At 39.8% G+C, this 23,653-nt stretch carries 26 protein-coding genes; 13 read left to right on the forward strand and 13 right to left on the reverse strand.

The window, feature by feature from the left end:
• Window positions 1–214: 214 nt before the first annotated feature.
• Window positions 215–625: a CBS domain-containing protein gene (locus I6F54_RS13110; RefSeq protein ID WP_007580571.1), complete on the forward strand. Its 411-nt coding sequence runs from the start codon at window positions 215–217 to the stop codon at window positions 623–625.
• Between the two features lie 58 nt (window positions 626–683).
• Here I6F54_RS13110 and add read toward each other — a convergent pair whose 3' ends face one another.
• The 8 genes from add to cyaY form a co-directional block, all read right to left on the reverse strand.
• On the reverse strand, window positions 684–1,685 hold the full coding sequence (add, locus tag I6F54_RS13115) for an adenosine deaminase (protein ID WP_024592609.1): 1,002 nt from the start codon (window positions 1,683–1,685) through the stop codon (window positions 684–686).
• A 126-nt stretch (window positions 1,686–1,811) separates the two neighbouring features.
• Window positions 1,812–4,499: a CHASE domain-containing protein gene (locus I6F54_RS13120; protein WP_197141702.1), complete on the reverse strand. Its 2,688-nt coding sequence runs from the start codon at window positions 4,497–4,499 to the stop codon at window positions 1,812–1,814.
• A 51-nt stretch (window positions 4,500–4,550) separates the two neighbouring features.
• Window positions 4,551–5,660, reverse strand: coding sequence for a heme biosynthesis HemY N-terminal domain-containing protein (locus tag I6F54_RS13125; RefSeq protein ID WP_165729324.1), 1,110 nt, complete (start codon window positions 5,658–5,660; stop codon window positions 4,551–4,553).
• Window positions 5,657–7,504 carry a uroporphyrinogen-III synthase gene (locus I6F54_RS13130; RefSeq protein WP_197119567.1) on the reverse strand — a complete coding sequence of 616 codons (1,848 nt, stop codon included), beginning with the start codon at window positions 7,502–7,504 and terminating at the stop codon, window positions 5,657–5,659. Before I6F54_RS13130 ends, I6F54_RS13125 begins: the two co-directional genes overlap by 4 nt.
• Window positions 7,505–8,443, reverse strand: coding sequence for a hydroxymethylbilane synthase (gene hemC / locus I6F54_RS13135; protein ID WP_165729326.1), 939 nt, complete (start codon window positions 8,441–8,443; stop codon window positions 7,505–7,507).
• A gap of 35 nt (window positions 8,444–8,478) precedes the next feature.
• Window positions 8,479–9,456: a DUF2914 domain-containing protein gene (locus I6F54_RS13140; RefSeq protein ID WP_197141704.1), complete on the reverse strand. Its 978-nt coding sequence runs from the start codon at window positions 9,454–9,456 to the stop codon at window positions 8,479–8,481.
• Window positions 9,457–9,478: 22 nt separating this feature from the next.
• A complete protein-coding gene (locus I6F54_RS13145) occupies window positions 9,479–10,135 on the reverse strand; it encodes an alpha/beta hydrolase (RefSeq protein WP_166419584.1) in 657 nt (218 codons plus the stop codon).
• Window positions 10,132–10,455 carry an iron donor protein CyaY gene (gene cyaY / locus I6F54_RS13150; RefSeq protein ID WP_007377335.1) on the reverse strand — a complete coding sequence of 108 codons (324 nt, stop codon included), beginning with the start codon at window positions 10,453–10,455 and terminating at the stop codon, window positions 10,132–10,134. Before cyaY ends, I6F54_RS13145 begins: the two co-directional genes overlap by 4 nt.
• A 157-nt stretch (window positions 10,456–10,612) precedes the next feature.
• Here cyaY and lptM point away from each other — a divergent pair, with 157 nt between their 5' ends.
• From lptM to I6F54_RS13190, 8 genes are all read left to right on the forward strand, one after another.
• A complete protein-coding gene (gene lptM, locus I6F54_RS13155; RefSeq protein WP_166419563.1) occupies window positions 10,613–10,807 on the forward strand; it encodes an LPS translocon maturation chaperone LptM in 195 nt (64 codons plus the stop codon).
• The gene (gene lysA, locus I6F54_RS13160) at window positions 10,808–12,061 is read left to right on the forward strand and encodes a diaminopimelate decarboxylase (RefSeq protein WP_007580550.1); all 1,254 of its coding nucleotides are present in this window, start codon (window positions 10,808–10,810) and stop codon (window positions 12,059–12,061) included.
• A gap of 64 nt (window positions 12,062–12,125) precedes the next feature.
• Entirely contained in the window at window positions 12,126–12,956 is an 831-nt protein-coding gene (gene dapF, locus I6F54_RS13165) for a diaminopimelate epimerase (RefSeq protein WP_024589649.1), read from the forward strand.
• Window positions 12,953–13,564, forward strand: a complete 612-nt coding sequence (locus tag I6F54_RS13170) for a DUF484 family protein (protein WP_166419562.1) — start codon at window positions 12,953–12,955, stop codon at window positions 13,562–13,564. Before dapF ends, I6F54_RS13170 begins: the two co-directional genes overlap by 4 nt.
• Window positions 13,561–14,505 (forward strand): tyrosine recombinase XerC, encoded by a 945-nt coding sequence (locus I6F54_RS13175; RefSeq protein WP_197141713.1) that lies wholly within the window; start codon window positions 13,561–13,563, stop codon window positions 14,503–14,505. The genes I6F54_RS13170 and I6F54_RS13175 overlap by 4 nt, the downstream gene beginning before the upstream one ends.
• 10 nt (window positions 14,506–14,515) lie before the next feature.
• Window positions 14,516–15,223, forward strand: coding sequence for an HAD-IA family hydrolase (locus tag I6F54_RS13180; RefSeq protein ID WP_197141715.1), 708 nt, complete (start codon window positions 14,516–14,518; stop codon window positions 15,221–15,223).
• A gap of 187 nt (window positions 15,224–15,410) precedes the next feature.
• Window positions 15,411–16,514 (forward strand): retroviral-like aspartic protease family protein, encoded by a 1,104-nt coding sequence (locus tag I6F54_RS13185; RefSeq protein ID WP_197141717.1) that lies wholly within the window; start codon window positions 15,411–15,413, stop codon window positions 16,512–16,514.
• 21 nt (window positions 16,515–16,535) lie between these two features.
• The gene (locus I6F54_RS13190) at window positions 16,536–16,892 is read left to right on the forward strand and encodes a HopJ type III effector protein (protein ID WP_197141719.1); all 357 of its coding nucleotides are present in this window, start codon (window positions 16,536–16,538) and stop codon (window positions 16,890–16,892) included.
• A 10-nt stretch (window positions 16,893–16,902) separates the two neighbouring features.
• Here I6F54_RS13190 and I6F54_RS13195 read toward each other — a convergent pair whose 3' ends face one another.
• Together I6F54_RS13195 and I6F54_RS13200 are read right to left on the reverse strand one after the other, a co-directional pair.
• Window positions 16,903–17,310 (reverse strand): GNAT family N-acetyltransferase, encoded by a 408-nt coding sequence (locus I6F54_RS13195; RefSeq protein ID WP_197103195.1) that lies wholly within the window; start codon window positions 17,308–17,310, stop codon window positions 16,903–16,905.
• A 40-nt stretch (window positions 17,311–17,350) separates the two neighbouring features.
• Window positions 17,351–17,656, reverse strand: a complete 306-nt coding sequence (locus I6F54_RS13200) for a DUF6482 family protein (protein WP_024589642.1) — start codon at window positions 17,654–17,656, stop codon at window positions 17,351–17,353.
• A gap of 109 nt (window positions 17,657–17,765) precedes the next feature.
• Here I6F54_RS13200 and I6F54_RS13205 point away from each other — a divergent pair, with 109 nt between their 5' ends.
• The 3 genes from I6F54_RS13205 to I6F54_RS13215 all read left to right on the forward strand — a co-directional run bounded on the left by I6F54_RS13205 (window position 17,766) and on the right by I6F54_RS13215 (window position 20,152).
• On the forward strand, window positions 17,766–18,458 hold the full coding sequence (locus I6F54_RS13205) for a pseudouridine synthase (protein WP_024589641.1): 693 nt from the start codon (window positions 17,766–17,768) through the stop codon (window positions 18,456–18,458).
• 101 nt (window positions 18,459–18,559) lie between these two features.
• Entirely contained in the window at window positions 18,560–18,934 is a 375-nt protein-coding gene (locus I6F54_RS13210; RefSeq protein ID WP_007580531.1) for a BlaI/MecI/CopY family transcriptional regulator, read from the forward strand.
• Between the two features lie 9 nt (window positions 18,935–18,943).
• Window positions 18,944–20,152, forward strand: coding sequence for a M56 family metallopeptidase (locus I6F54_RS13215; protein ID WP_197141721.1), 1,209 nt, complete (start codon window positions 18,944–18,946; stop codon window positions 20,150–20,152).
• Window positions 20,153–20,226: 74 nt separating this feature from the next.
• Here I6F54_RS13215 and I6F54_RS13220 read toward each other — a convergent pair whose 3' ends face one another.
• A complete protein-coding gene (locus I6F54_RS13220) occupies window positions 20,227–20,610 on the reverse strand; it encodes an MAPEG family protein (protein ID WP_024592624.1) in 384 nt (127 codons plus the stop codon).
• Window positions 20,611–20,849: 239 nt separating this feature from the next.
• Between I6F54_RS13220 and I6F54_RS13225 the strand changes: the two genes are divergently transcribed.
• Complete coding sequence (locus tag I6F54_RS13225; RefSeq protein ID WP_442960973.1) at window positions 20,850–21,728, forward strand: EamA family transporter; 879 nt, start codon at window positions 20,850–20,852, stop codon at window positions 21,726–21,728.
• A gap of 67 nt (window positions 21,729–21,795) precedes the next feature.
• On the opposite strand, the gene I6F54_RS13230 is transcribed toward I6F54_RS13225, so the two are convergent.
• Both I6F54_RS13230 and I6F54_RS13235 read right to left on the reverse strand, forming a co-directional pair.
• Window positions 21,796–22,113, reverse strand: a complete 318-nt coding sequence (locus I6F54_RS13230; RefSeq protein ID WP_165729335.1) for a DMT family transporter — start codon at window positions 22,111–22,113, stop codon at window positions 21,796–21,798.
• Entirely contained in the window at window positions 22,113–23,645 is a 1,533-nt protein-coding gene (locus I6F54_RS13235) for a bifunctional GNAT family N-acetyltransferase/carbon-nitrogen hydrolase family protein (protein ID WP_010554553.1), read from the reverse strand. Before I6F54_RS13235 ends, I6F54_RS13230 begins: the two co-directional genes overlap by 1 nt.
• Between the last annotated feature and the right edge of the window lie 8 nt (window positions 23,646–23,653).

Consider the following 23,653-nt stretch of genomic DNA (forward strand, 5'->3'; position numbering starts at 1 on the left):
AGTTAGTTTCCTAACTACGGATTTTGCATGATCGTTTGGATCGGTCAACCGGTCATTTTCTTAACTGATCGGCATTAACCTAATCGGTGCTTTTATTTTATATAACAACAAATACTTAATAGTTAAAACCTATCAATCTCATCAACATAAACAATTTCCTAAATTCCTATCTATAAACCATACTTTGTATAGAACATCAGCGGGAGAGACCCAAATGCTAAATACAAAAGTAAAAGATTTTATGCAACGCAAGTTGCCAAATATCACACCAGATACAGAAATGACAACAGCCATAGCAGAACTACAAAAATTTAAACTACTTGGCGCACCAGTATTTGATAAAGATAAATGCCTAGTCGGATTTATATCTGAGCAAGAACTATTAAAACCACTTACGCAAAGCAGTTATTTTTGTGATGGGATGGTTAAAGTATCGCAACTTATGCAAACAAAGGTAGTGACCGTTAGCGGCGATACCAATATTATTGAGCTTGCAGAGCAAATGCAGCCCGGTAAACCAAAAAACTACCCTGTTGTAGAGGGTGTTAAAGTAATCGGCATGATCAGCCGAGCAGATGTACTTAAAGCACTTTACGATAATTACATGAGCTGCCAAACACACTAAATTGCAGATAACAAAATGCCGCTTATAAAGCGGCATTTTTAATGTGTATTAAATGGAGTTAACGTGCGCTAACGATTGCTGAAAGTTCTTTTTTATCGCCATCGCTTAAAAATGCTATTTCTAATGCATTTTTTTGGGCTTTTTCCATATCAGCTTGAGATAAGCCCGCTTTAGGTGCTGCAACGGTATATTCGTACTCAATTTCAATGCCTTCAACCGCAGGGTCATCAGTATTAATACACGCTAAAATACCGTGATCTAAAAACTGTTTAAGTGGGTGCTTAGCTAAATCGTTTACTGTACTGGTTTGAATATTACTTGTTAAGCACGACTCAATACCAATACGGTTATCGCGTAAGTAATCCATTAGTTTTGGATCTTCAATAGCTTTAACGCCATGCCCTATTCGGCTTGCACCTAACTCATTAATTGCTTGCCAAATACTTGGAGCACCGAGTGCCTCTCCAGCATGAATAGTCGAAGCTAAATAAGCATTTCGTACTTGTTTAAAGTGCTCTACAAACAACTCACCAGGAAAGCCAATTTCGTCACCGGCTAAATCAACAGCGACTAAATCATTTTTAAATGCGAGTAAAGCATCAAGCTCTTTTTGACATGTTTTTACGCCATAAGTACGCGATAAAATACCAATCAAGTTAGCTTTTATATTTGCATCCTTTGTTGCTGATTTAATACCATCAACAACCGCCTCTACAACCCCTTCTGGGTGTAAACCTTGGCTTTGTGCCATGTAGTAAGGGCTAAATCGAAGCTCTACATAATCAAGGCCTTGTGCTTGTGCATCTTCAATGTTTTCAATCGCTATGCGTCTACACGCATCGTAGTCGCCAAGTACAGTGACACCCCAATCTAACTTTTGTAAAAAAGCCATAAGGTTTGGCTCAGGGTCAATAACTTGAACATGAGGAATTAATGCCTCAACGTTATCTGCAGGTAACTCTATATTAAACTGACGACCAAGTTCTAATATGGTTTGCGCACGTACATTACCATCTAAATGACGGTGAATATCTAGCAAAGGTAATTTTCTATTGATCATAATAGCAACCCAGTTTAGTTAAATTTGCGCGCATGATACGCAGATATAGTTATTTTTCAAGTCTATATGGTTTGCGTTAAGTTTAAGCGGTCATATGTCTGCTTTTTGTGCAAAAAATAACGTTACTTATTTATTTGATAAATAATGCCAAAGAGTTTTAAAAAGCGTATTTGCATCAATAGGTTTGGTAATATAACTATTCATTCCAGAGGCTAATGCCTTTTTAACGTCATCGTCATGGGCGTTCGCCGATAGCCCTATTATGGGTAAATCAATTAACCCTAAATCACAACGAATTACTTTTGTTGCTTGGAGTCCATCCATTTTTGGCATCTGAATATCCATAAGAACAATGTCGTAGCTATTTTCGGTTAGCTTTTCTATGGCTTCAAAACCATCATTAGCAATGTCGGCAATACACCCTTTTGTTTTTAAAATGGCACTGGCAACATGCTGGTTAAGTGGGTTATCTTCGACTAAAAGTAACTTATAGTTTGCGAATGATAAGGTACTTACATCTATTTCGTCGTATTGCTGTTGAATTTGCTCTGCCTTTGGTAAAGGCGATATAAGCGGCAAACTAAATGTAAATGTAGAACCTTTACCTTCATAACTGACTAAATCAATTGCACCACCCATTAACTCAACCAGCTTTCTGCAAATACTTAACCCTAAGCCTGTACCACCATATTGACGTGAGGTTGAGCTATCGGCTTGCGCAAACGGTTTAAACAATTGTTTTTGTGCTTCGCTACTAATACCAATACCCGTATCGTTAATACTAAAGTAAGTCATTTTTTTCGACTGCCAAATTTTCAGAGTGATCTCACCTTCCCCTGTAAATTTAACCGCATTATTGAGCAGATTCAGCAGCACTTGTTTTAAGCGGATTGGATCGGTATTAATGACCAAATTTGATATTTTATCAAAATCTAGACTTAACTTTATTGATTTAATGTCAGCTTCAAACTGAAGTAAATTAAGCATTTCATCCGCTAAACTCGCTACATTAATAGGCTCTTGCATTAAGTCTAGCTTGCCTGCTTCCATTTTTGAAAAGTCGAGCACATCGTTTAATACCCGCAGTAAAACACCCAGTGCTCCATCTGCTTGTTCAATGTAACTTCTTGCTTGTTGCCAATCATTCTGTTGCAGCGCTAAATAATGCAGCCCTTTTATACCGTTAATAGGGGTACGGACTTCGTGACTCATGTTTGCTAAAAACTGTCCTTTAATATGACTCGCTTCATCTGCTTTTTGTTTTTCTTTGCGTAATGTATGCGTTTGCTTAGCCACTTGTTCGCGAATTTGTATGTTTGTACCTGTAACTGAAATCAAAAATGTAATCAGTAACCACACAAACAACATACCTACTATTTGTGCAAGCCAATACATTAACCAAGACGTTCTAACTATTGGTTCATATAACTCGACCTGCCACATGCGTTTGCCAATCAACAATTGATATTCTTTAAACAGCGTTTGCGAGTTATCGGTATCGGCAATATAAATTGCCTGCTTTTTCCCTGGTATCGTTGTATCAAAAAAACTGACTGAAATTGAGTTGTTGTGATCAAATAATAGTGTTTGCGATAAGCGTTTCAGACTGACAATCGCTGCCACAAAACCTTGAAAATCATCTTCGGTAGACGACTCTCCAAAAACAGGATATAAAAAAAGCACACCGTCTTCAGCTGTATTTTGGACTAAATTAATTGGCTCACTTAGTGCAAGTTCATTAAGCTCTTTCGCTTTGCTAAGCGCTGCACCTCTTACTTTACTAGAAGCTAAATCAAACCCTAAAACACCTTCATTATCTTTTAAGGGATATACATATTTTACAGGAAAGTAATTACTACGAGTACCTGCAGGTTGCCAACCTCCATCAAGTGACTTTTCTTTTATGTATAAAGTTTTGCCTGTGGCTGTATTTTCATGTGTTTCAAAATCTGCGAGTTTATTTGCTGGTACATAAGGTATCCATTCAAATGCTAAAATTTCTTGGCTATAGTCCAACTGCTTTGAAGTAAATTGTTTAAACTCTTTAAAGTTCACGTCATTACTACTAGCAAAAAATGTAGCTAACAATCCTAAGTGAGCAGTAATACCATCGAGCTTCTGGCTTATAGCATTTTGCACAGTAAGTATTTTGGCTTCTTGCTTTTGAATGTCTTTTTCTTTTTTAACACTGGCAGCGCCATAAAAACTAACGCTGATCAGTATATAAATTAATAGTGAAGGTAAAATTACCAACATACGGTGGCGTACTTGCGTGTAATTAAAGGCTGCGAGCATGAGTGGAGTAAATATAAGTACACCGATACTGTCACCAATCCACCATGCTATAAAGCTATCAAAAATAGCATGCGTAGGGATCACATTATTCAATGCTAATAAGCTAGTTCCCACACCTGCAGCAATAACACAGCATATTGGCCCTGCTACTATTAGGCTCTGCACACTGTGTTTTAAAGAAGATAAATCTAGTGGAGCCTTTATAACATTTACTATGATTTGACGACCAATCCAAGCCTGTAAAACAGATGCTAAAGTGACGCAAATAGCTTGTAAAAGCACATTAAAATGAAGAATATCTACGGTGTTATCAAGATGAATTAAGTTAGTACAGAAAGCACCAAGAATAAGGCCAATAAATGACTTACGTCCCCAAATTAAAAAGCTCGCTAAAGCAATTCCTGAGGGCGGCCAAGAGGCGACCGCATAGCCATCAACAGAAAGAAGTGAGTTGCTAAAATACCCAGTAAAGAAGTAAGCACAAGCCAAGCTAAGGGTTAATATTAAAAACTTTCTCAATGCTTGTGCTCCTGAACTACAAAAAATGCTAAGTAGTTATAGTGTAGTCATTTATTGATATAAAACGAGCGCCTTTTCTGCTTGTGCACTATTTTTATAACTTAAAACAGCTTGTTCAGAGAACTGTTTTTTATTGTCACTATTCAGTGCTTTATCAAAAATTCTAGCTGCTAAGTCATAATCACCTTTAGCATTAGCAAGGCAAGCCAGCGCAAGTAATAGTGAATTATTTGAATCATCCTTTTTAAGGCGTTCTTGTATGTTTATTTGCAACTTAGGCGCGTCGGCTGCTGTTGCTTTACTTAATATATTGGCAAGCTCTAAGTGTTGCTCATTATGCTTAACCATTTTAATTAAGTCACTTTCGATAACAGCCAATTGACCTGCTTGCGCCATTTGCATTAAATATGCGGTGTGGGCATGAGCTTGCAGCTTTTTCGGTAGCTGTTTATATTTTTCACTCAGTTTGTCTGCATCTAACGCATTAAAGTAGGCACTAAATAACTGCGTCCACTGTGCATCAGTAAGTGCTTTTTTGCGTAATAAACGCGGCAAAAAATCTTCCAGCGCACTAAAGTGTTGTTGCTGTACTAATACTTCTGCATAAAGTTTTAACTCAAGTGCGGTGGCTTTTTTAGCTTCTGCGCTAATACGCATTTGTGATTCAATCGCGCTACTGTCGCCACTTGCCAACCATAGCTTTGCTACTTTTAATTGATGCTCTGGGCTTATTTCAAATAAACGCTCAAGTGCTTTATCTGTTTGATTATTAGCAAGCGCTGCTTTTGCAAGTAATGCTAAGCGAATATCTTCAAACTTATCTGGTACGCTATTACCCGATAGAGCCTGCTCTACATGCTCATAATCATCGTTAATAGCACTCCACAACGCCTGTTCAATCGCTGCTTGTTTACGCTCTTGGCTACGTGCAAAAAAGCCATGTTTAGTATTATGATAAATCGATAATAAGTAGCGGATTAGCTTATATGTAATAAATACGATCGCAGTAATAACAATCACTGTACCGCAAAAAGCAATCATAGTGCCCTCAACTGTATAGTTATTAAATGAGAAAAGGACATAACCTTTCTCATTTATAACGTAAGGAGCTACACCAATAACAAGTACTAACGCAATAACCAGTATTATTAGCCCTATCATTGCACCCACTCCTTAACCTGCTGTGTACTTTGAAGTGTTACTTTAGGGCTAAAGTTAAGTGATTCTTTCTCAAGGTTAGCTATTGATTTTAAAACCATTTGTGTAGCGTTATCGTCTTTCTTAAAATACTCATCAACTAAGCGCTTTGCTTCACTTAAAGTACTAAAGTAGATGCTAGCTTGTTTACTAAGTAACGCATCTTGTGCCTGAGTAATATAAAGCTTAATACGTTGATTAACGAGGTGACGCTCTTGCTCATCAAGAAATGGAGCAACTACTCCCCCTTCTCGGTGGTGAAGTGTTAAAAAGCTGTCTAAAAAGCGACCCCAGCTGTTATTTAAATTCTGCTGCCAATCATTTATATCTTCACTTAATTCATTTTCATCTACTTCGGTAACTTCTTCTGGCAAATTAACTGCATTAAAAACTAAGTCGTCAATACTGCTTAGTACACTGTTTAGCTGTAAATAAATAGCCTCTGTTGCAACAGGTTTAAGGCTATCAAGTGTTTGTATGTCTTGCATAATAGCTTGGCGAACTTCAACTGTTCCAGGGTGTTCGCTAAGTAATGCATCTAAGCGCTTTAAAACAGCACTAGTGCCTTGGTAATCTTTTTCAGCCCATAACTTAAACTCAGCCATACGCTGTAAGCTGGTTACTTCTTGTGGGTTTAAAGACGAGCCTTGTTGCTGCGCTTTTTGCAGGGCTGCTTTTAGCTCTTGCTGATTTTGAGCTGCACTTTCACTTAGGGTTGCGGCTACTTTTTTCTCACTATTAAATAGCGCTTGCTGCAAATTAGATTGTGCTGACTTAAGTGCTTGCAGCTCTTGAGCGAGTAACTTATTTTGCTCACTCAACTCATTCGCGGCCAGGTTTTGCGCCTTACCCGCATTTAATTTTTGATAAAACTCATAACCCACACCTGAGGCCACAATTAGCGAAATAAGAAGTGCAAGCACTGCGACTTTGCTAACCTTTTGTTTATTTTTATTTGCGGTGTTTTTAGCGGCTACAGGCTCTTGTTTAGCTGATTTAACCGAGGCCGTATTAGCTGTTGTTGGAGTGGCTTTTTCTGCCGTAACTGACTTTGACTGTTCGCTCATGTTGCTACCTTGCTGATTAATACAGGTAAACATAGCGTCATCGCTAGCTCCTGCTGCAATATGTATATTAGCCAAACTTACTTGTTGTTGCTGTAAATATGCGGCAATGCGCTCGCTGGCAACATAAAATTGGCACTGTTGTAACCATTGTAGTTGTGGTGCAGCAAGGGGAGTAAAAATGGCATCGACTGCTGCATTACTTGTTATGACTATACCGTGTACATTATTGCTTTTCCAGTGGTCAGTCCAGTTACCACCTAATTCACTTATCGGTTCACGTTTGTACACTACGCAATTATTTAAAAAAGCACCGCGCTCTTTAAGCACTTTTGCTATATCTGGGCGACCGCCTTGTCCTTTAACCAAAACTATATTACTACCATCAACCTGAGCAAGTGATTTTAGAGCCAGTAACCCCTCTGAATCATATTGCTTAGATTTAGGCAATGCAGCACGCACACCAAATTGTTCATATATTGTGTCGGCTGTTTGTTGGCCTACCGCATAAAACTGCGCTTTTGTATTTATATCTGGTTTTAGTTGCGCAAGCGCACTGACTGCATCTTGCGATATAAATATTATTTTGTCCGCATTTAACAGCGGACTCAGCTCGGTGCTAGAGGGTGTTAAATGCGTTATTTTTAATACCGGAAACAAAGACGCCTGATAACCCGCTTGCTCTAATTGCTGTGCAAGGGCTGCGCCTTTTCCTTCGGGCCGAGTTATCAGAATATGTGTCATTTATGCGTCTCTATAAACTTCAGCTAATATTTTGTCTGCGCCTTGAGCTAGTAATTTTTTAGCAAGCTCAATGCCTAGTTTTTCTGCATCATTTACATGACCAGTTACTTCGTCGCGTAAAATTTCGCTGCCATCAACAGCACCCACTAAACCACGCAAATGTACCTGCTCGCCATCAACTAATGCATAAGCACCAATAGGCACTTGGCAACCACCTTCTAAATGGCGATTCATCGCACGCTCTGCATTTACGCGAATACGTGTTTGAGTATGCTCAAGTGGTGCAAGTAATGCTTTTGTTACTTCATCATCAATACGGCACTCAATACCTACAGCGCCTTGACCATTTGCCGGTAATGATACTTCTGGCTCAATATAGTCGGCAATACGCGACTCCATTTCTAAACGAATAAGCCCTGCTGCAGCCAAAATAATAGCATCGTATTGGCCATCATCTAACTTACCTAAACGCGTATTTACATTACCGCGTAAATCACGAATATCTAAATCAGGACGAAGTGCTTTAATTTGGCACTGACGGCGCAAACTCGAAGTGCCCACAATAGCGCCCTGTGGTAGAGCGTTTAAATTAGCAAAATTGTTTGATACAAACGCATCTCGCGGATCCTCACGCTCACAAATAGTATACAGCTCTAATCCTTCTGGGAACTCTACTGGTACGTCTTTCATAGAATGTACGGCAATATCAGCTCGGCCATCTAACATGGCTTGCTCAAGCTCTTTAACAAATAAACCCTTACCGCCAATTTTGGCCAAAGGCGTATCTAAAATTATATCCCCTTGCGTCGACATTGGGACTAATTCTACGCGTACATCTGCATGAAAACGCTCAAGTTCAGCTTTTACAAATTCGGCCTGCCAAAGTGCTAAAGCACTTTTACGAGTTGCGATGCGTACTAATTTTGTTTTTTCTGTCATAAGGGTATCCAATTAATTACTGCGTTTAGCTAGTTTTAGTCAGCTAAAATTCTAAATTCTTTTTGGGCAATTAAATTACCTTGCTCATCTACAACATCAACACGCCAGTGGCCTGTTTGTGTGTCCATAATATTTTTTGTTGAGTAGGTTCTGTAGCGAGGCGAAGTAACATTGAGTGTAATTTCAGCCATAGTTTCATCTTCAAACGTCCAAACATGTTTAACTTGCTGCCCTTGAAGGTTTTTAATCTCGCTAAAAAACGATAACCCTTCATCAAACTGACTTAACCTAATATCTGCCGCAAACACATTAGTAGGCTCACGCTTACTTACTTTACGAGTAAGTACCGCACGGCTAATTTTATCTGTGTCTATTTGCGCGCCTAATGCCACACTTGCCACTTGTGCTGTAGGCGAAAAACCTTCAGTACCACTCAATGCACCATCATCGCTTTTTTGATCTAAAAGTAAGTCACTCTGATCAGCATACTCAGCTATATTTTCAGCTTCTTCGGTTTCTTCCTGCGTATCATTATCAAGGTTTGAGTTTAACTCTGTATTAATACTCTCACTTTGATCAATCACAATATCGTTGCTAGCTAATAAAACTGTATCATTATTTACTGGATTCACTTTATCAGGTGCATTATTTGATATGCTTTGCTCAACTTCATTCTGCGCAGCTAATAACGGTTCAATGCTCGTTTGCGTTATCTCTGCGGACTCGTTAGGAATGTTGTTTATTGATGATTCAGGCTCAACATCCGTTACTTCAACGTTTGTCTGGTTTTGAGCGTTACTGCTAAAGCTTAAAAATTGTTCCTGCTCATTTGGATGCTCACCTTGCTCTGCACTGGCTGAGGTTGTTAAGCCATATACAACTGCTGCAGAGGTCATTAATACCAACATAGCAATACTCACAATACGACGCCAATTCCACTCGTAGCTTACCGTTGGTACACTCTCTTGTAGTTCGCGTTTAACATTTGCTTTAATAACTATTTTTTGACTCATATTGACCTCAGCGGTTCCAAAATTAGCTTAAACGAGCAATTAACCATTGGCGAATAGCTTGCAATTCTTCTGCGCAAACTTGATGAGCCATTGGGTATTCTTGCCAGCTTACATCCATGTTATGTGCTGTTAATACTTCAAACGCACTTCTTCCCGCACTATGCGGTACTACGTTGTCTTGACTACCATGCGCCATAAATACATTTAAATCGGTATGTTTTGCTTCATCAGCAAATTTTTGCGGCACACACATATAAGTAGAAAGCGCCATAACACCCCCAAGCTTTTGCTCAAAGCGCGGCGCTAAATGCAGCGACACAACACCACCTTGAGAAAAACCAGCTAAAATAATTTTATTAGCGGGTATGCCATTAGCAATTTCTTTGTTGATTAGTTCTTCTACTTTAGCAGCCGAATCTCTTACGCCTTGTTCATCGGCACGCTTATCTAATTCTATAGATTTAATATCGTACCAAGAGCGCATTTCCATACCACCATTTATGGTGACCGGTTGCACTGGTGCATGCGGAAAAACAAACCGTATACCCAGTTCACTTGGTAAATTAAGCTGCGGAGCCACTGGTGCAAAACCATCCCCAGAATCGCCTAAGCCATGTAACCAAATAACCGTTGCTTTATGCTCGCTTTGAGCTGGAAATTCTACAAACTCTAAACTCATAGTGTTGATTGCCACTTAACTTCTTGGCCTGCTTGGCGAGTTGATGCTTCATTTATAAACGCCCAAAATTCTGCACCCGAACGGTTATCAATCCATAACCCATCGCGCATTTCAAAATGATGACCGTTAAACTTAGTCGCAACCCATACTTGATGAAGAGGCGCTTGTTTATTGATTACTATTTTACTTTTATCAGGAAAAATAATTTCTAAAATACCTTGTGCCGATTCGTAATCTAAATCAGCTTCGCAATCATCAACTTGCTCTTCAATAGTGAACATAAGAGCTTCGGCTAATTGGTGATATTCGTGTTCAGTCATTGTTATTTCCTTTGCAGGCGAGCCGCCTAATATTGGGTACGTTTTAGCTTTAAAAGTGTACTGTTAGTGTAACAGGAATAAAATCATCCGCGAATAGCTGCATTTTTTAGATATTCTGTTACTCTGCGATTATAAAGCCAGCAACCATATTAATCTAATGAAAGCGACGCATACCTTACAATTAAAAAAACTATTAATAAGCACTGTACTGTTAAGCGCCTTAGCTGGCTGTGGGCAGAGCGGTCCGCTATATTTACCAGAACAACAAACAGAGCAAAACCAACCTCAAAATACAGCTAAGCCAGCCACTACCGCTGAGCAAGCAAAAACACAGCAAAGTCAGGAGCAATAAATGGATTATTTTAACTACAAAAACAACCAATTATTTGCCGAAGACGTAAGTGTGGCAAGCATAGCGCAGCAATACGGCACACCTTGTTATGTATACTCGCGTGCTACGTTTGAGCGCCATTACCTAGCGTTTGCTAACGCCACTAAAAATCATAAAAGCTTGGTGTGTTACGCCGTTAAAGCAAACTCAAATATAGCCGTACTTAATATATTAGCGCGCTTAGGATCGGGTTTCGATATTGTGTCGAAGGGTGAACTGGCACGTGTAATTAAAGCAGGAGGCGATGCTTCTAAAGTGGTTTTTTCGGGCGTGGCTAAAACGTCTGACGAAATAGCGTACGCATTAAAGTTAGGCATTAAATGCTTTAACGTTGAATCAGCTTCTGAGCTTGAGCGAATTTCAGAAGTTGCTTGTGAGCTTAATTTAGAAGCGCCTATTTCTATTCGTGTAAACCCCGATATAGATGCAAAAACACACCCGTATATTTCTACCGGCTTAAAAGAAAATAAATTTGGTATTGATATTCAAACAGCGGTGAGTGTTTATCAACAAGCAGCGGCTTTACCTGGTTTAAAAATAATTGGTGTTGATTGCCATATTGGCTCTCAATTAACTGAAGTAAGACCCTTTTTAGAAGCCCTTGATAAACTCATGGCGCTTATTGATGAGCTAAAAACCAACGGTATTGAGCTAACTCACTTAGATATTGGTGGGGGTTTAGGCGTGCCATATAACAACGAGCAACCACCGCACCCAAGTGAATATGCAGCGCAAGTTACCGAGCGCTTAGCTAACTATAAACACCTTGAACTAATTTTTGAGCCAGGGCGCGCTATTGCAGCTAACGCAGGTATTTTAGTTACTCAAGTTGAATTTATTAAACAAAACCAAGACAAATTTTTTGCCATTGTAGATGCAGGTATGAACGACATGCTTCGCCCTGCGCTTTATCAAGCGTGGCAAAAAATCATTCCGGTATCAGTTCGCGACGACGAAACACCGACTCACAACTTTGATATTGTGGGTCCGGTGTGCGAAACCGGCGACTTTTTAGGAAAAGATCGTGAACTAGCGCTTAAACAAGGCGACTTACTCGCACAGCGAAGTGCTGGTGCATATGGCTTTACCATGAGTTCAAACTACAACTCGCGCCCGCGTGTTGCAGAAATAATGGTAGATGGTCAGCAGCACCATCTTATTCGTGAACGCGAAACTATTGAAAGCCTTTATCAAGGTGAGAAAGTTTTACCATAAACGTTTTTGTCTACTAGCTGCTCTGTGGCATGATTAGCACAGAGCAAAACCGAATTAGAGCGCTATGTTAGTTAATTTTTCCAAAATGCACGGCTTAGGCAACGACTTTGTTGTGATTGATAACATTACACAAAATGTTTTTTTGTCGCGAGATCAAATCAAAAAACTGGCAGATCGCCATTTTGGCATTGGCTTTGACCAATTGCTAATGGTTGAAGCGCCATACTCTCCTGATCTCGACTTTCATTATCGAATATTTAATGCCGATGGTACCGAAGTAGAACAATGCGGTAATGGCGCACGCTGTTTTGCCCGCTTTGTACGTATGAAGGGCCTTACTAACAAGCATAAAATTACTGTGTCGACCAAGTCGGGCAACTTAACGCTCTACATAGAAAAAGACGGTCAAGTAACGGTTAACATGGGTCATCCAAATTTTGAGCCAAGTAAAATCCCTTTAAAAGCGAGCAAGCGTGAGCTTACTTATATTATTAGAACCGAAGAACACACTGTATTTAGTGGCGCGGTATCTATGGGTAACCCGCATTGCGTACTAGAAGTTGACGACGTAACCACCGCGCAAGTTGATATATTGGGGCCATTACTTGAAAACCACGAACGCTTTCCGCAAAAAGCGAATATTGGTTTTATGCAGGTTGTATCGCAAGAACACATTAAATTAAGGGTATGGGAGCGAGGCGTTAACGAAACCCTAGCCTGTGGCACAGGCGCATGTGCAGCAATGGTTATTGGTCATATGCAAAATAAGTTATCAACAACCGTTCAAGTAGATTTACCAGGCGGTAGCTTGCAAGTACGTTGGAGTGGCGAAGGTCACCCTGTACGCATGACAGGCCCCGCAGAGCACGTATTCGACGGACAAGTAGCGCTATGAGCGAGCTAAGTAAAGAACAGGTTATTGATTACTTACATCAACATCCTGATTTTTTGGTTCAACACCCGGAGCTACTCGCACAACTTGAGCTGCACCAACAAGCTCAAGGTGCAACGTCGCTGGTACATATTCAGCAACGCCAATTACGCGAGCACAACACGCTTTTAAAAAGCCAAATAGACGCGATGAGCAAGCATGCAACGCAAAACGAGCTTGTATATCGTTTGTTTAGCCAGTGCCATCGCCAGCTTTGGAATCATGACGACTTTGATACGCTAGCAAATAACCTGCGCAATATAATTTGCTCAAGTGAAGATGTTAACGACTGCAAATTAGTAAAATATAATCCCGAATACGACGAACTTATTGCACATCGCCTTACCCATTCTGGGCATTATTTAGGGCGTATTAATCAGCAAGAACGCGAACAATTATTTAGTGAAGATACACAATCTGTCGCCATTTATTTAATTGGCGACACTACACACCCTATCGCTATTTTGGCGTTTGGTAGCAGTAACGTAAACCATTTTGAGCCCGCTCAAGATAACCTGTTTGTACTCGACTTTATAAACGCATTACACCTGCGGTTGCAAAAACTAGCATGAGTGACGATGCGCCTAATACTATCCAGTTAAGCGACAATTGGCGTACACCTATAACGCTATTTAGCGATTATTTAAAGTTTGAAAAACAATATTCAGCGCACACCGTAAACCAATACGTAAGCCAACTTGGCTTTGCAGCCCTTTATTTTAGCAAACTATGTGATGACTGGTTTGGCGTACAAGGCGAGCATATTCGCCGCTACAGCATGGCACTGCGATCAAAACAATTAAGTGGCCGTACAATTAGCTTAAAGCTCAGTTGTATTCGCAGCTTATATAAGTTTTTAAAAGCAAAAAATATTGCCGAGCAATCGCATTACCATAATCCGGCGGTGGGTATAAAAGGTCCTAAGTTTGCAAAGCCCCTACCTAAAAATCTCGACGTAGATCAAATGGCGCGCTTACTCGAAATACCCGACGACGAGCCTCTCGCAATTAGAGATAAGGCAATGATGGAGCTTATGTATTCATCAGGGCTGCGTATAAGCGAATTAGTTGGCGCTAACATGCAAGATATTAGCGCTGCTAATGGCGAAATTTTAGTGCGTGGTAAAGGCAATAAAGAGCGATTAATTCCGGTGGGTAAAAAAGCGTTAGACGCATTAAAAAAATGGCTCACAATACGCCCTCAATTTACAAAGCCCGATGAAATAGCAGTATTTTTAAGTAGCCAAAAAAATCGTATTTCGATTCGCCAAGTGCGCCTACGCATGCAAGAGTGGGGAATAAAACAAGGCATTAGCTCGCAGGTTCACCCGCATAAGCTGCGCCACTCGTTTGCGTCACATATTTTAGAATCATCTGGTGATTTACGCGCCGTGCAAGAATTACTAGGGCACAGCAGTTTGTCGGCTACACAAGTGTATACGCATTTAGATTTTCAACATTTAGCCAAGGTGTACGACAACACTCACCCTCGCGCAAAAAAACGAACTGATTAGGAAAATAAATATGATCCGATTTAATCGTGCTATTAAGCCATTTTCTGTCATGAGCTTTGATTTAGACGACACGCTATACAGCAATCACCCTATTATAAAAGCAGCCGTTAAAGCCCAACAAAATTATTTAAACGCGCTACCGGGCTATCAAGAGCAAGGTCCAAAGTACTGGCAACTATGTCGCGAACTTGCCGTAATACAAAACCCAGACCTTGCAGATGACGTAACTAAATGGCGCAAACACACCCTACGTTTAGCGCTTTCTAAACTTGGGTTTACCGCAGATGATGTAGAGCGCCATGCAAATGCCGCCTATAACGCCTTTGCCGATGCGCGCAGCAACATAGTCGTAAGCGATGACGTACTAAACTTACTAGATAATCTAGCCAAACATTTTACGCTTGTTGCAATTACTAACGGTAACGTTGAAATTGAACGCTTTAATTTACACAACAAATTTGAGCTAGTATTACAAGCAGGTATGCACGGTAAAGCAAAACCCCACACCACTTTATTTGATAAAGCAGCCACACATTTAAACGTTGCTAAAAGCGATATTTTACATATTGGCGATAGCCTAGACACCGACGTACAAGGCGCAAATAATGCCGGCTGCCAATCGGTATGGTTAAACGATCAAGGCGCTAACTATGCCTATAAAGGGCTGGCTGATATTGAAATAGTCAACATCCATGCTTTAACGCACTTTATTAAATAATACCAATTGCATTAAATAAGTGTTCTATTATAGCGCTAAGAAAATAGCACAATAACAAGGCGAAAATTGTGACATATAGTTGTTCTATATAAATAATTTTTAACGCAGTTAGTGAGTTATTTAATGCGATAAAATGATCATGTTTTAATAAAATTGGTATAAACTCGTTTAAAAATAAGAGGTCACAATGAGCCACTATACCAAGCTAATCACCTTGCTATTAATTGGCTCGCTTAGCCTTAACGCTTATTTATTATGGCCGCAGCCTGCGTTAACTACACCACAAAAAACGCAAAGTGCCCAGCAAAGCATATCGCCTAAACAACAAAATACGTTACTAAATACGGCAAAGCAGCAATTTAAACAACACCAATTTGAAGCCGCACTTAGTAGCTATCAACAACTCAAAAATAGCTACCCAGAAAGTGCAAAAAAACTTTATTCATCGTGGCTGATACAGCTTAAAACATGGCTAAATAGCAATTTATTACTCAGCGAGTCATTTCTCAATGCGCTATTAAATAACAGCCCTTATAACGTAGAATTACTTAACTTACAGGTTGAGTATTTAATAAATAGCGAGCAAACACAAAACGCCATTATTGCTTTATTTGAGCTTAATTCATTACAACCTGCTGATCAGCAAAGTAACGAAAATACACGTTTAAATACGCTCACTCAAAACGAATTACACACATTAACTGAGCAACAAAATTGGCAAGCTATTATTGAGCAAACACAAATTTGGCTTGATTATAAAAGCGATAACGCGCAGTTTTTATATCCGCTTGCGTACGCCTACTTTCAGCAAGGCGATTTAATTAGTGCACAAGCAACCCTTGATCGAATGCCAAACCAGCACAATCTAAAAAGCCAAGTGCAAACACTGCAAGCTATGATCAATAAAGCACAATCGCAAGACGACTTTGTTGCTTTAACGCCTTACGGCGCGCATTACTTAATAAACACCGAAATAAATAACAATCTATCGACCGAATTAATGATTGATACAGGCGCAAGCGTAACCTCACTACCTACAAGTATAATTGAGCAAATTTCGCCACAGCCTTTGTATTTACGCGATGTAACGGTAAATACAGCGAATGGTCAAATTGTTGTAAAGCGTTATCAAATTGAATCGTTTAAAGTGGGCTCGCAAATTATTTATGGTTTTGAAGTGTTGAGCATTGAAAACACACGCGGACAAGGTTTGCTAGGGATGAACTTTTTATCGCGATTTAAATTCAATATAAATCAGCAAACAGATGAGCTAGAGTTAAGCGCTAAATAATTAAAAATCCAAAGGTAACACATGACACTAAATAACTATTTAAAAGCACTTGCTGAAAATCCAAAAAGCATTCAATTTACCGATACAATGGCGGTGATTGAAGCAAATTACGACTTTACTGCATGTGGCTTTAATAACCATGGATTACTTAGCGCTGCGAGTGAGAACAACGGCTCATGTAAAATTTTTGCGTTTGCTAAATTAAACGATTTAAGTAAACAAAATACGTTGGATTGTTTTGGTAAGTTTTACCGAGAAGACGTGCTGCAAAACCCAAAAGGCAATGATCACCTAAATATTCGCACTTTTATGTTAGCACCAGAGGCAACACCTTTTTTAGGTATTACCTTTGAAGGCGAGCCACTAAAAGAAAAATAGCCAGCAAAAATTAAAGTGGCTTTTCCATAAAGTAACGCGTACCTGAGCGTGGGTAATTATTAAGTTGATACTTAACACTATAACCGCGCTTTTCGTAAAAAGGTTTTGCTTGAAAATCAAGTGTATCAAGCTGAGCAGTTGTTGCTCCTAGCTCAACAGCAGCTTGTTCAAGTTCCGTTAGCAGTTTATCTGCAAGCCCTTTACCTCGTGCACTATCGCTACACCAAAGCCAACTAATCATCAGCCAATTTCCAAACACACACCCACTAATACCGGCAACAAGCTCGCCCTGCTCATCAGTAAATTTATAACCTAATGGCACTCTTTGCGCATCAAAATGCTGGGCGTTAAATTCAACCATTTGTGCGCGAAGCGCTGAGTTTAACGCATCGGTATTATCTACTTTTAATTGATACATTTATCGCCCTTAAAAAGCAGATACTAGCAAATTAGCTCAATCAATAAAGATTATTTTTACCGTAAGGTACTTCGAGCATATTGCTGCCGGTTTTTTCTGGCTGACCGCACATTTCGTCGTAAGCGCTTGTTTGGCGCAGTACCATTTCGGCATACGCTATTTTGTCAAAACGCTTTTGAACATGCAGTGGGCTTAGCGCTCTTAAAAACTCACCGCTGTCTTCTGTTACATAGTATTCAACGTTATTAATCATTACTGATACTTGATAAAGCGCCATATCTAACGAGTGAACAATGACTTTTTGTAGCGGCTCGTGCTTTTTTAACTGTGAAAATTTAATACCCATCTTGGCTACCTTTTTATATTTAACCTGAGTTCTGGTTATTTAACATTATCGATACGCAGCTTTGCTATAATCACGATCAAATTTTTATTAGCCGCTGGCGTCACACGTTATGAGCACAAAAATCCGACTCGCTAAATATATTGCCCATGCAGGTATTTGTTCTCGTAAACAGGCATCGCGTTTAATTGATGAAGGTGTTGTGACTGTAAATAATCGCCCAGCGAATCATATAGATCACGTTGATGAGCAAGACATTGTAATAGTGAATGAAAAAGAAATTAAAGGTGCTGCCGATTTAGTTTATTTTGCGTACCACAAACCAGTAGGTATTGACTGCAAATTAAATATTGATGACCCAGCCAGCCTTATTCACCATTTGCCCACACTCACCCGCGTTTACCCTATTGGTCGATTAGATAAAGACTCTCGCGGTTTGCTTATTTTGACCAACGATGGGGATTTTTGTAATCAACTAATACATCCTGACTTCCACCAGCCTAAACATTATTTAGTCACCGTAAATAAGCCTTTAGACGATGCTTTTTGTAAAAAAATGGCAGCAGGCGTACCCGTTGATAAACACATAACCCTGCCTTGTGAAGTAAATAAAATAGCCAGCAATCAGTTTAGTATTGTTTTAAAACAAGGGCTAAACAGACAAATACGTAAAATGGCGCATTACTGCGGATATAAAGTAATTGATTTATTTAGAGTGCAATTTAGTGACCTCACCCTTTCAAAACTAAACCTACCTGAAAACCAATATATACAAATTAATAAAAACGATATTTCAAAAATCTAATACCAAGTCACTTAATTACATCTCAAAAAGTTAAAAATAAACTTGCAATTACAGATTACAGGCGTAGTCTTTAATTAAAGATTACATTTGTAGGCAATAGCATGATTGAGTTATCAAAAGCAGAGTTTGACGTGCTCGACGCACTTTGGATTAACTACCCCGCCACCGCGAGCCAAATAATTGAGCGCTTAAGCGACGATAAGCAATGGCACGAAAAAACCATTAAAACCCTACTAGGTCGACTAGTAAAAAAAGGCGCACTTACATTTGAAAAAGAAGGTCGTCAGTATATTTATATGCCGTGTATGGAGCGCGCCGACTACACCTTAAAAGAAAGCCAAAACTTTATTGAGCGCTTTTTTAGTGGACGTATTGCGCCACTTGTAAGCGGTTTTGCTAAATCGGAGCAGCTTTCTCAGCAAGATATAAACGAGCTTAAAAAAGTTATAGATGACTGGGAAAAAAACCAAAAGTAAGGGATTAACATGGTTATTCAAACTGGTTTTAATTGGTTAATTGAGCAGCAACTACTATTAAGTATTTTGTTTTGTGGATTTATTTTACTCGAGCGGTTTGGCTTAAAAGCCCTTGGCTCGCGGTTTGTATATAAATTAGCATGGCTATTACCTGCAGCATTGGTTATTGCTAATTTACCAAATGCGATTAAACCACTGCAAAATAGTAATATTAGCCATTACTTAATCACCCCTAACCAACCCTTTATACATGAAATGGGTATTAGCTGGGCGCTCATGTATGTACTTATTACCGCAGGGTTATTAATAGCTAGCTTTATTACGCATACCCGCTTTGTTAAAAGCCTGCAGTTAACTGAGTTAACACAATTTGAAGGCACTCTTACCGCTGATGTTAAAACTTATACCAGCCAACATGTAGCCACGCCAATGGTGGTCGGTATTTTAAACAGCAAGCTGGTGTTACCGAGTAACTACAATACCCAGTTTGATAAAGCCACATTAGCGCTTATTTTAGAGCACGAAAACGTACACATAAAACGCAAAGACAACCTAACAAACGCACTTATATTACTACCTACTATTTTACTTTGGTTTAACCCACTAGCTTGGTTTTGTTACGCAAGCATGCGCCGACTACAAGAGCTGACTTGTGATGAACGGGTACTTAGCAATAAAACCACACAACAACATATTTTATATAGCAAAGCCTTAATAAACTGCGCGGCAAATGCGCCCACAGGACTTATGGCTTATTCACACTACGGAGATAAAAAAACCATGTTACAACGACTAACTAATATAAAACACAGTGGGGAGCGTTCAAAGCTTGCTAAAGGTGGCTTATTACTTGTAGCCGCAAGTATGCTAAGTGGATTAGCGATTGCAAAGCAACCAGAGGCAATGACTAAAGAGGATCACATTTCACCGACAATGCGTATCGAACCCCTTTATCCAATACAAGCAGCTCAACAAGGCATCAGCGGCTCAGTGGTATTAAAGTACGATATAACTCCCAATGGTGAAACCGCTAATGTTTCTGTTGTTAGTGCAAAGCCTGAAGCCATATTTGACCGTGAAGCTAAAAAGGCGCTAAGACAGTGGCAATACAAACCCTCATCAATGGGTTATCAAAACGTACTTGTACAGCTCGATTTTGCAATAAACAATGAAGTTGCTAATACCGATTTAATAGAGCGAATTAAAGTATCGCACTAACTTTATTAGATTTTTCAAGACTACAAAGCAAGCGCCCTTTTAGGCTGCTTGCTTTGTGGTTTTACGCCATAAAGTTATAAGCTCACCACAATCATGGATATGGCTGTACCCAAACCAATAAACCACACTAATGAGCGAATTATATCTAGGTTCATATAGTAAAAAACGCAATACAAAATACGCGACACAATATGCGTAACCGCTAGCGTTTCGGTCACTGCACCTACAGAGTTAGTGCCCAGTACAACTGCAATAGCGACAGCAAAAACAGCGAGCGATTCAAAACAGTTTTGATGAGCAGCGAGCGCCCGAGCACCAAAGCCGGTTAATTTTTTTTGTTGCGCTCTTGGATGTTTATTGTCGTATCGACCTAATTTTGCCATTGCTATAGCAACCGGCACTTTTGCAAAGTAAGGCATTAATACCGCAAGTAATGCACATACAACTAATGTTGTCATAATTTATCCTTTTGATGTTTCGGATAATTTAGCATAAGCGCAATAAAAAAGCCGCCAGATACGTTTTATGACAAACGCTGGCGGCTAACAATAACATCAGGCTTACTATAGCTAAATATATCCTCAAACCCATGCGACATAATGTCGCAGATGATGAATATTCAACATCATAGTTAATGCATCGCTTTACTTCACAAAGCTTGTTAACTTTACTGCCTTACATTTTAACGATGACGACCATGACCTGGATATTTTTCACTTTTTTAGCCGCCTTCATGCAAGCATGGCGTAATGCCCTGCAAAGTAAATTAAGTAGTAATGTCAGTGTTGCTGGCGTAACCCTCTCCCGCTTTATTATTGCGGGGCCTATTGCGGCGGTGTATTTATATGGTTTGTATCAATATCAAGATACCGCCATGCCTACGTTTAATAATGCCTTTTGGGGATTTATTATTGGCGCAAGCGTTATGCAAATACTCGCCACTGGTTTAATGGTTAAGTTATTTAAAATGAATAACTACGCTGTAGGGGCTGGTCTTGCTAAAAGCGAGGCGTTAGTGGCTGCCATTTTAGGTGTATTATTTTTTGGCTCAGCACTTTCTTTACTTGGTTGGCTTGGTGTATTTTTTGGCGCTATTGCCGTATTGCTACTTAGTGGCATAACCAGTGTAAAAACCTTTAATGCTAAAACGGCTTTGTTGGGGCTTGCATGTGGTACTTGCTTTGCGCTTACATCACTGTGGGTACGTGAAGCGAGTTTAAATTCGGGGTTACTATTTCCACACTCTGCCGCTTGGGTTTTACTGTTTGTAATTAGTCTACAAACGCTAATATTACTTGGCTATTTATTATTAAAAGAGCCGCAAACACTCAGTAAACTGTGGCAATACAAAAGCACTACAGCCGCAATTAGTGTTTTTAGTTGTGTCGGTTCTATTGGCTGGTTTAGTGCAATGAGCTTACAGCACGTTGCTTACGTTAAAACACTTGGACAGGTTGAAGTGTTTTTTACCATGCTAATTGCCGTACTTTGGTTAAAACAGCCACTTAAAAAACAAGATACTGCAGGCTTAATACTCATCGCCATCGCCGCTGTTTTGGTCATGTTGCCAAGTTAAGAGCATAAAAAAGCGCAGGCTTTTATACCTGCGCTATTCATAATTAAGCGTTTATTTGAATTATTAATTAAGAGCTTATTTTTAGCGTTATCACACCACTAATAATCATCAGTACACCCGCAATACGACCAAATGTAGCGGCATCGTTATAAAACAATATACCCACTACAAACGTACCTGCAGCGCCAATACCGGTCCACACTGCGTATGACGTACCCATCGATATTTGCTTTTGGGCAAGCCACAACATAAAGCCACTAGCGACTAAAAAAGCCACCGCTATTGCAATACCCTGCCAGCGAGTATCTGAGTTTTGCGATATTTTTAAACCTATCGGCCAGCCAATTTCAAGTAAACCGGCAATAACCAAATAAATCCACGCCATTAAACATCTCTCTTTTTCAAAATGACTTCGTATAAATCTTCGCGGCGATCTTTTAAGTTACGCACTGTACCTTCGCTATGAAGAATTTTTAGTTTATCCATATCAAGGTCGCTAAATAACAGCATTTCTGTATTTGGCGTGGCTTCGTTAAGTGTTGCATCGTGCGGGAACGAAAAGTCCGATGGCGTTAACACTGCCGATTGTGAGTACTGCACATCAAGGCTTTCTACTTGTGGTAAATTACCTACCGAGCCTGCAATAACTACATAACATTCGTTCTCTATTGCGCGTGCTTGTGCACAGTGGCGTACACGTAAATAACTATTTTTAGTATCTGTCCAAAATGGTACAAACAAAATATCGAGCCCTTGCTTAGCTAATATGCGTGAAAGCTCAGGAAACTCTACGTCGTAACAAATTTGAATACCTACACGCCCGGCATCGGTTTCAAATACAGCAATTTTGTCGCCGCCTTGAATAACCCAATCGTTTTGCTCATGCGGGGTAATGTGTATTTTACGCTGCTCATCTATTTTACCGCTGCGGTGACATAAATAACTCACGTTATAAATTTTATCATCTTCGGCAAGCGGCATAGAGCCGGTAATAATATTGGCGTTGTATTCTATTGCCATACGCGACATCGCGTTTTTAAACGTTTCGGTATATTCGGCTAAATAACGAATCGCTTCCGTTTGGTTGCTTTGATTTCCTAAACCCATTAATGGCGCGTTAAAAAACTCAGGGAATAGTATAAAGTCACTTTTGTAGTCAGATACGGTATCTACAAAGTATTCAACCTGCTTTAGCATTTCTTCAACCGATTCAACACAACGCATTTGCCATTGCACAGCACCTACGCGCACAATTGATTTAGTTGACTCGAGTACCGTGTCGGTTGGTTCATACATAATGTTATTCCACTCAAGCAAAGTGGCGTAACCAACTGACTCTTGATCCTCCGGTAGGTACTTTTTAAGTAAACGCTTTACCTGAAAATCGTTAGATAACTGAAAGCTTAAAATAGGATCGTATAGCTCTCTCTGATCTACTTTTGCAATGTATTCCATTGGCGTCATTTCACTACTGTGATTGTAATAACGCGGAATACGACCACCCGCTAAAATAGCGCGTAGGTTATATTGGCGGCACAGTTCTTTACGGGCATCATAAAGGCGACGACCTAAGCGCATGCCTCTGTGAGTTTCGCTTATTGCTACATCTAAGCCGTATAGCGCATCGCCGTCGGTATCGCTAAATACACGGTCATGACCATCTGCAATGTCTTCGTAGGTATGCGGGTTTGAAAAACGTGTGTAATCAACTTGTACGCTCAGCGCTAAGCCCACCAGCACGCCGTCATCTACAATACCGATTTGCCCTTCAGGAAATTGGTCTATTAATCTAAAAATGGTATGACTTGGCCACGCACCACCTAAGTCGGGATACGCTTGATCCATCAAGGTTTTAATTTGCGGATATTGCTCTCTGGTTAAGTTACAAATTTCAAGATGGGTTTTTTCTGCCGACATACACAACT

This window comes from Pseudoalteromonas sp. SWXJZ10B (assembly GCF_015864475.1).
Classification (GTDB): Bacteria; Pseudomonadota; Gammaproteobacteria; order Enterobacterales; family Alteromonadaceae; genus Pseudoalteromonas; species Pseudoalteromonas arctica.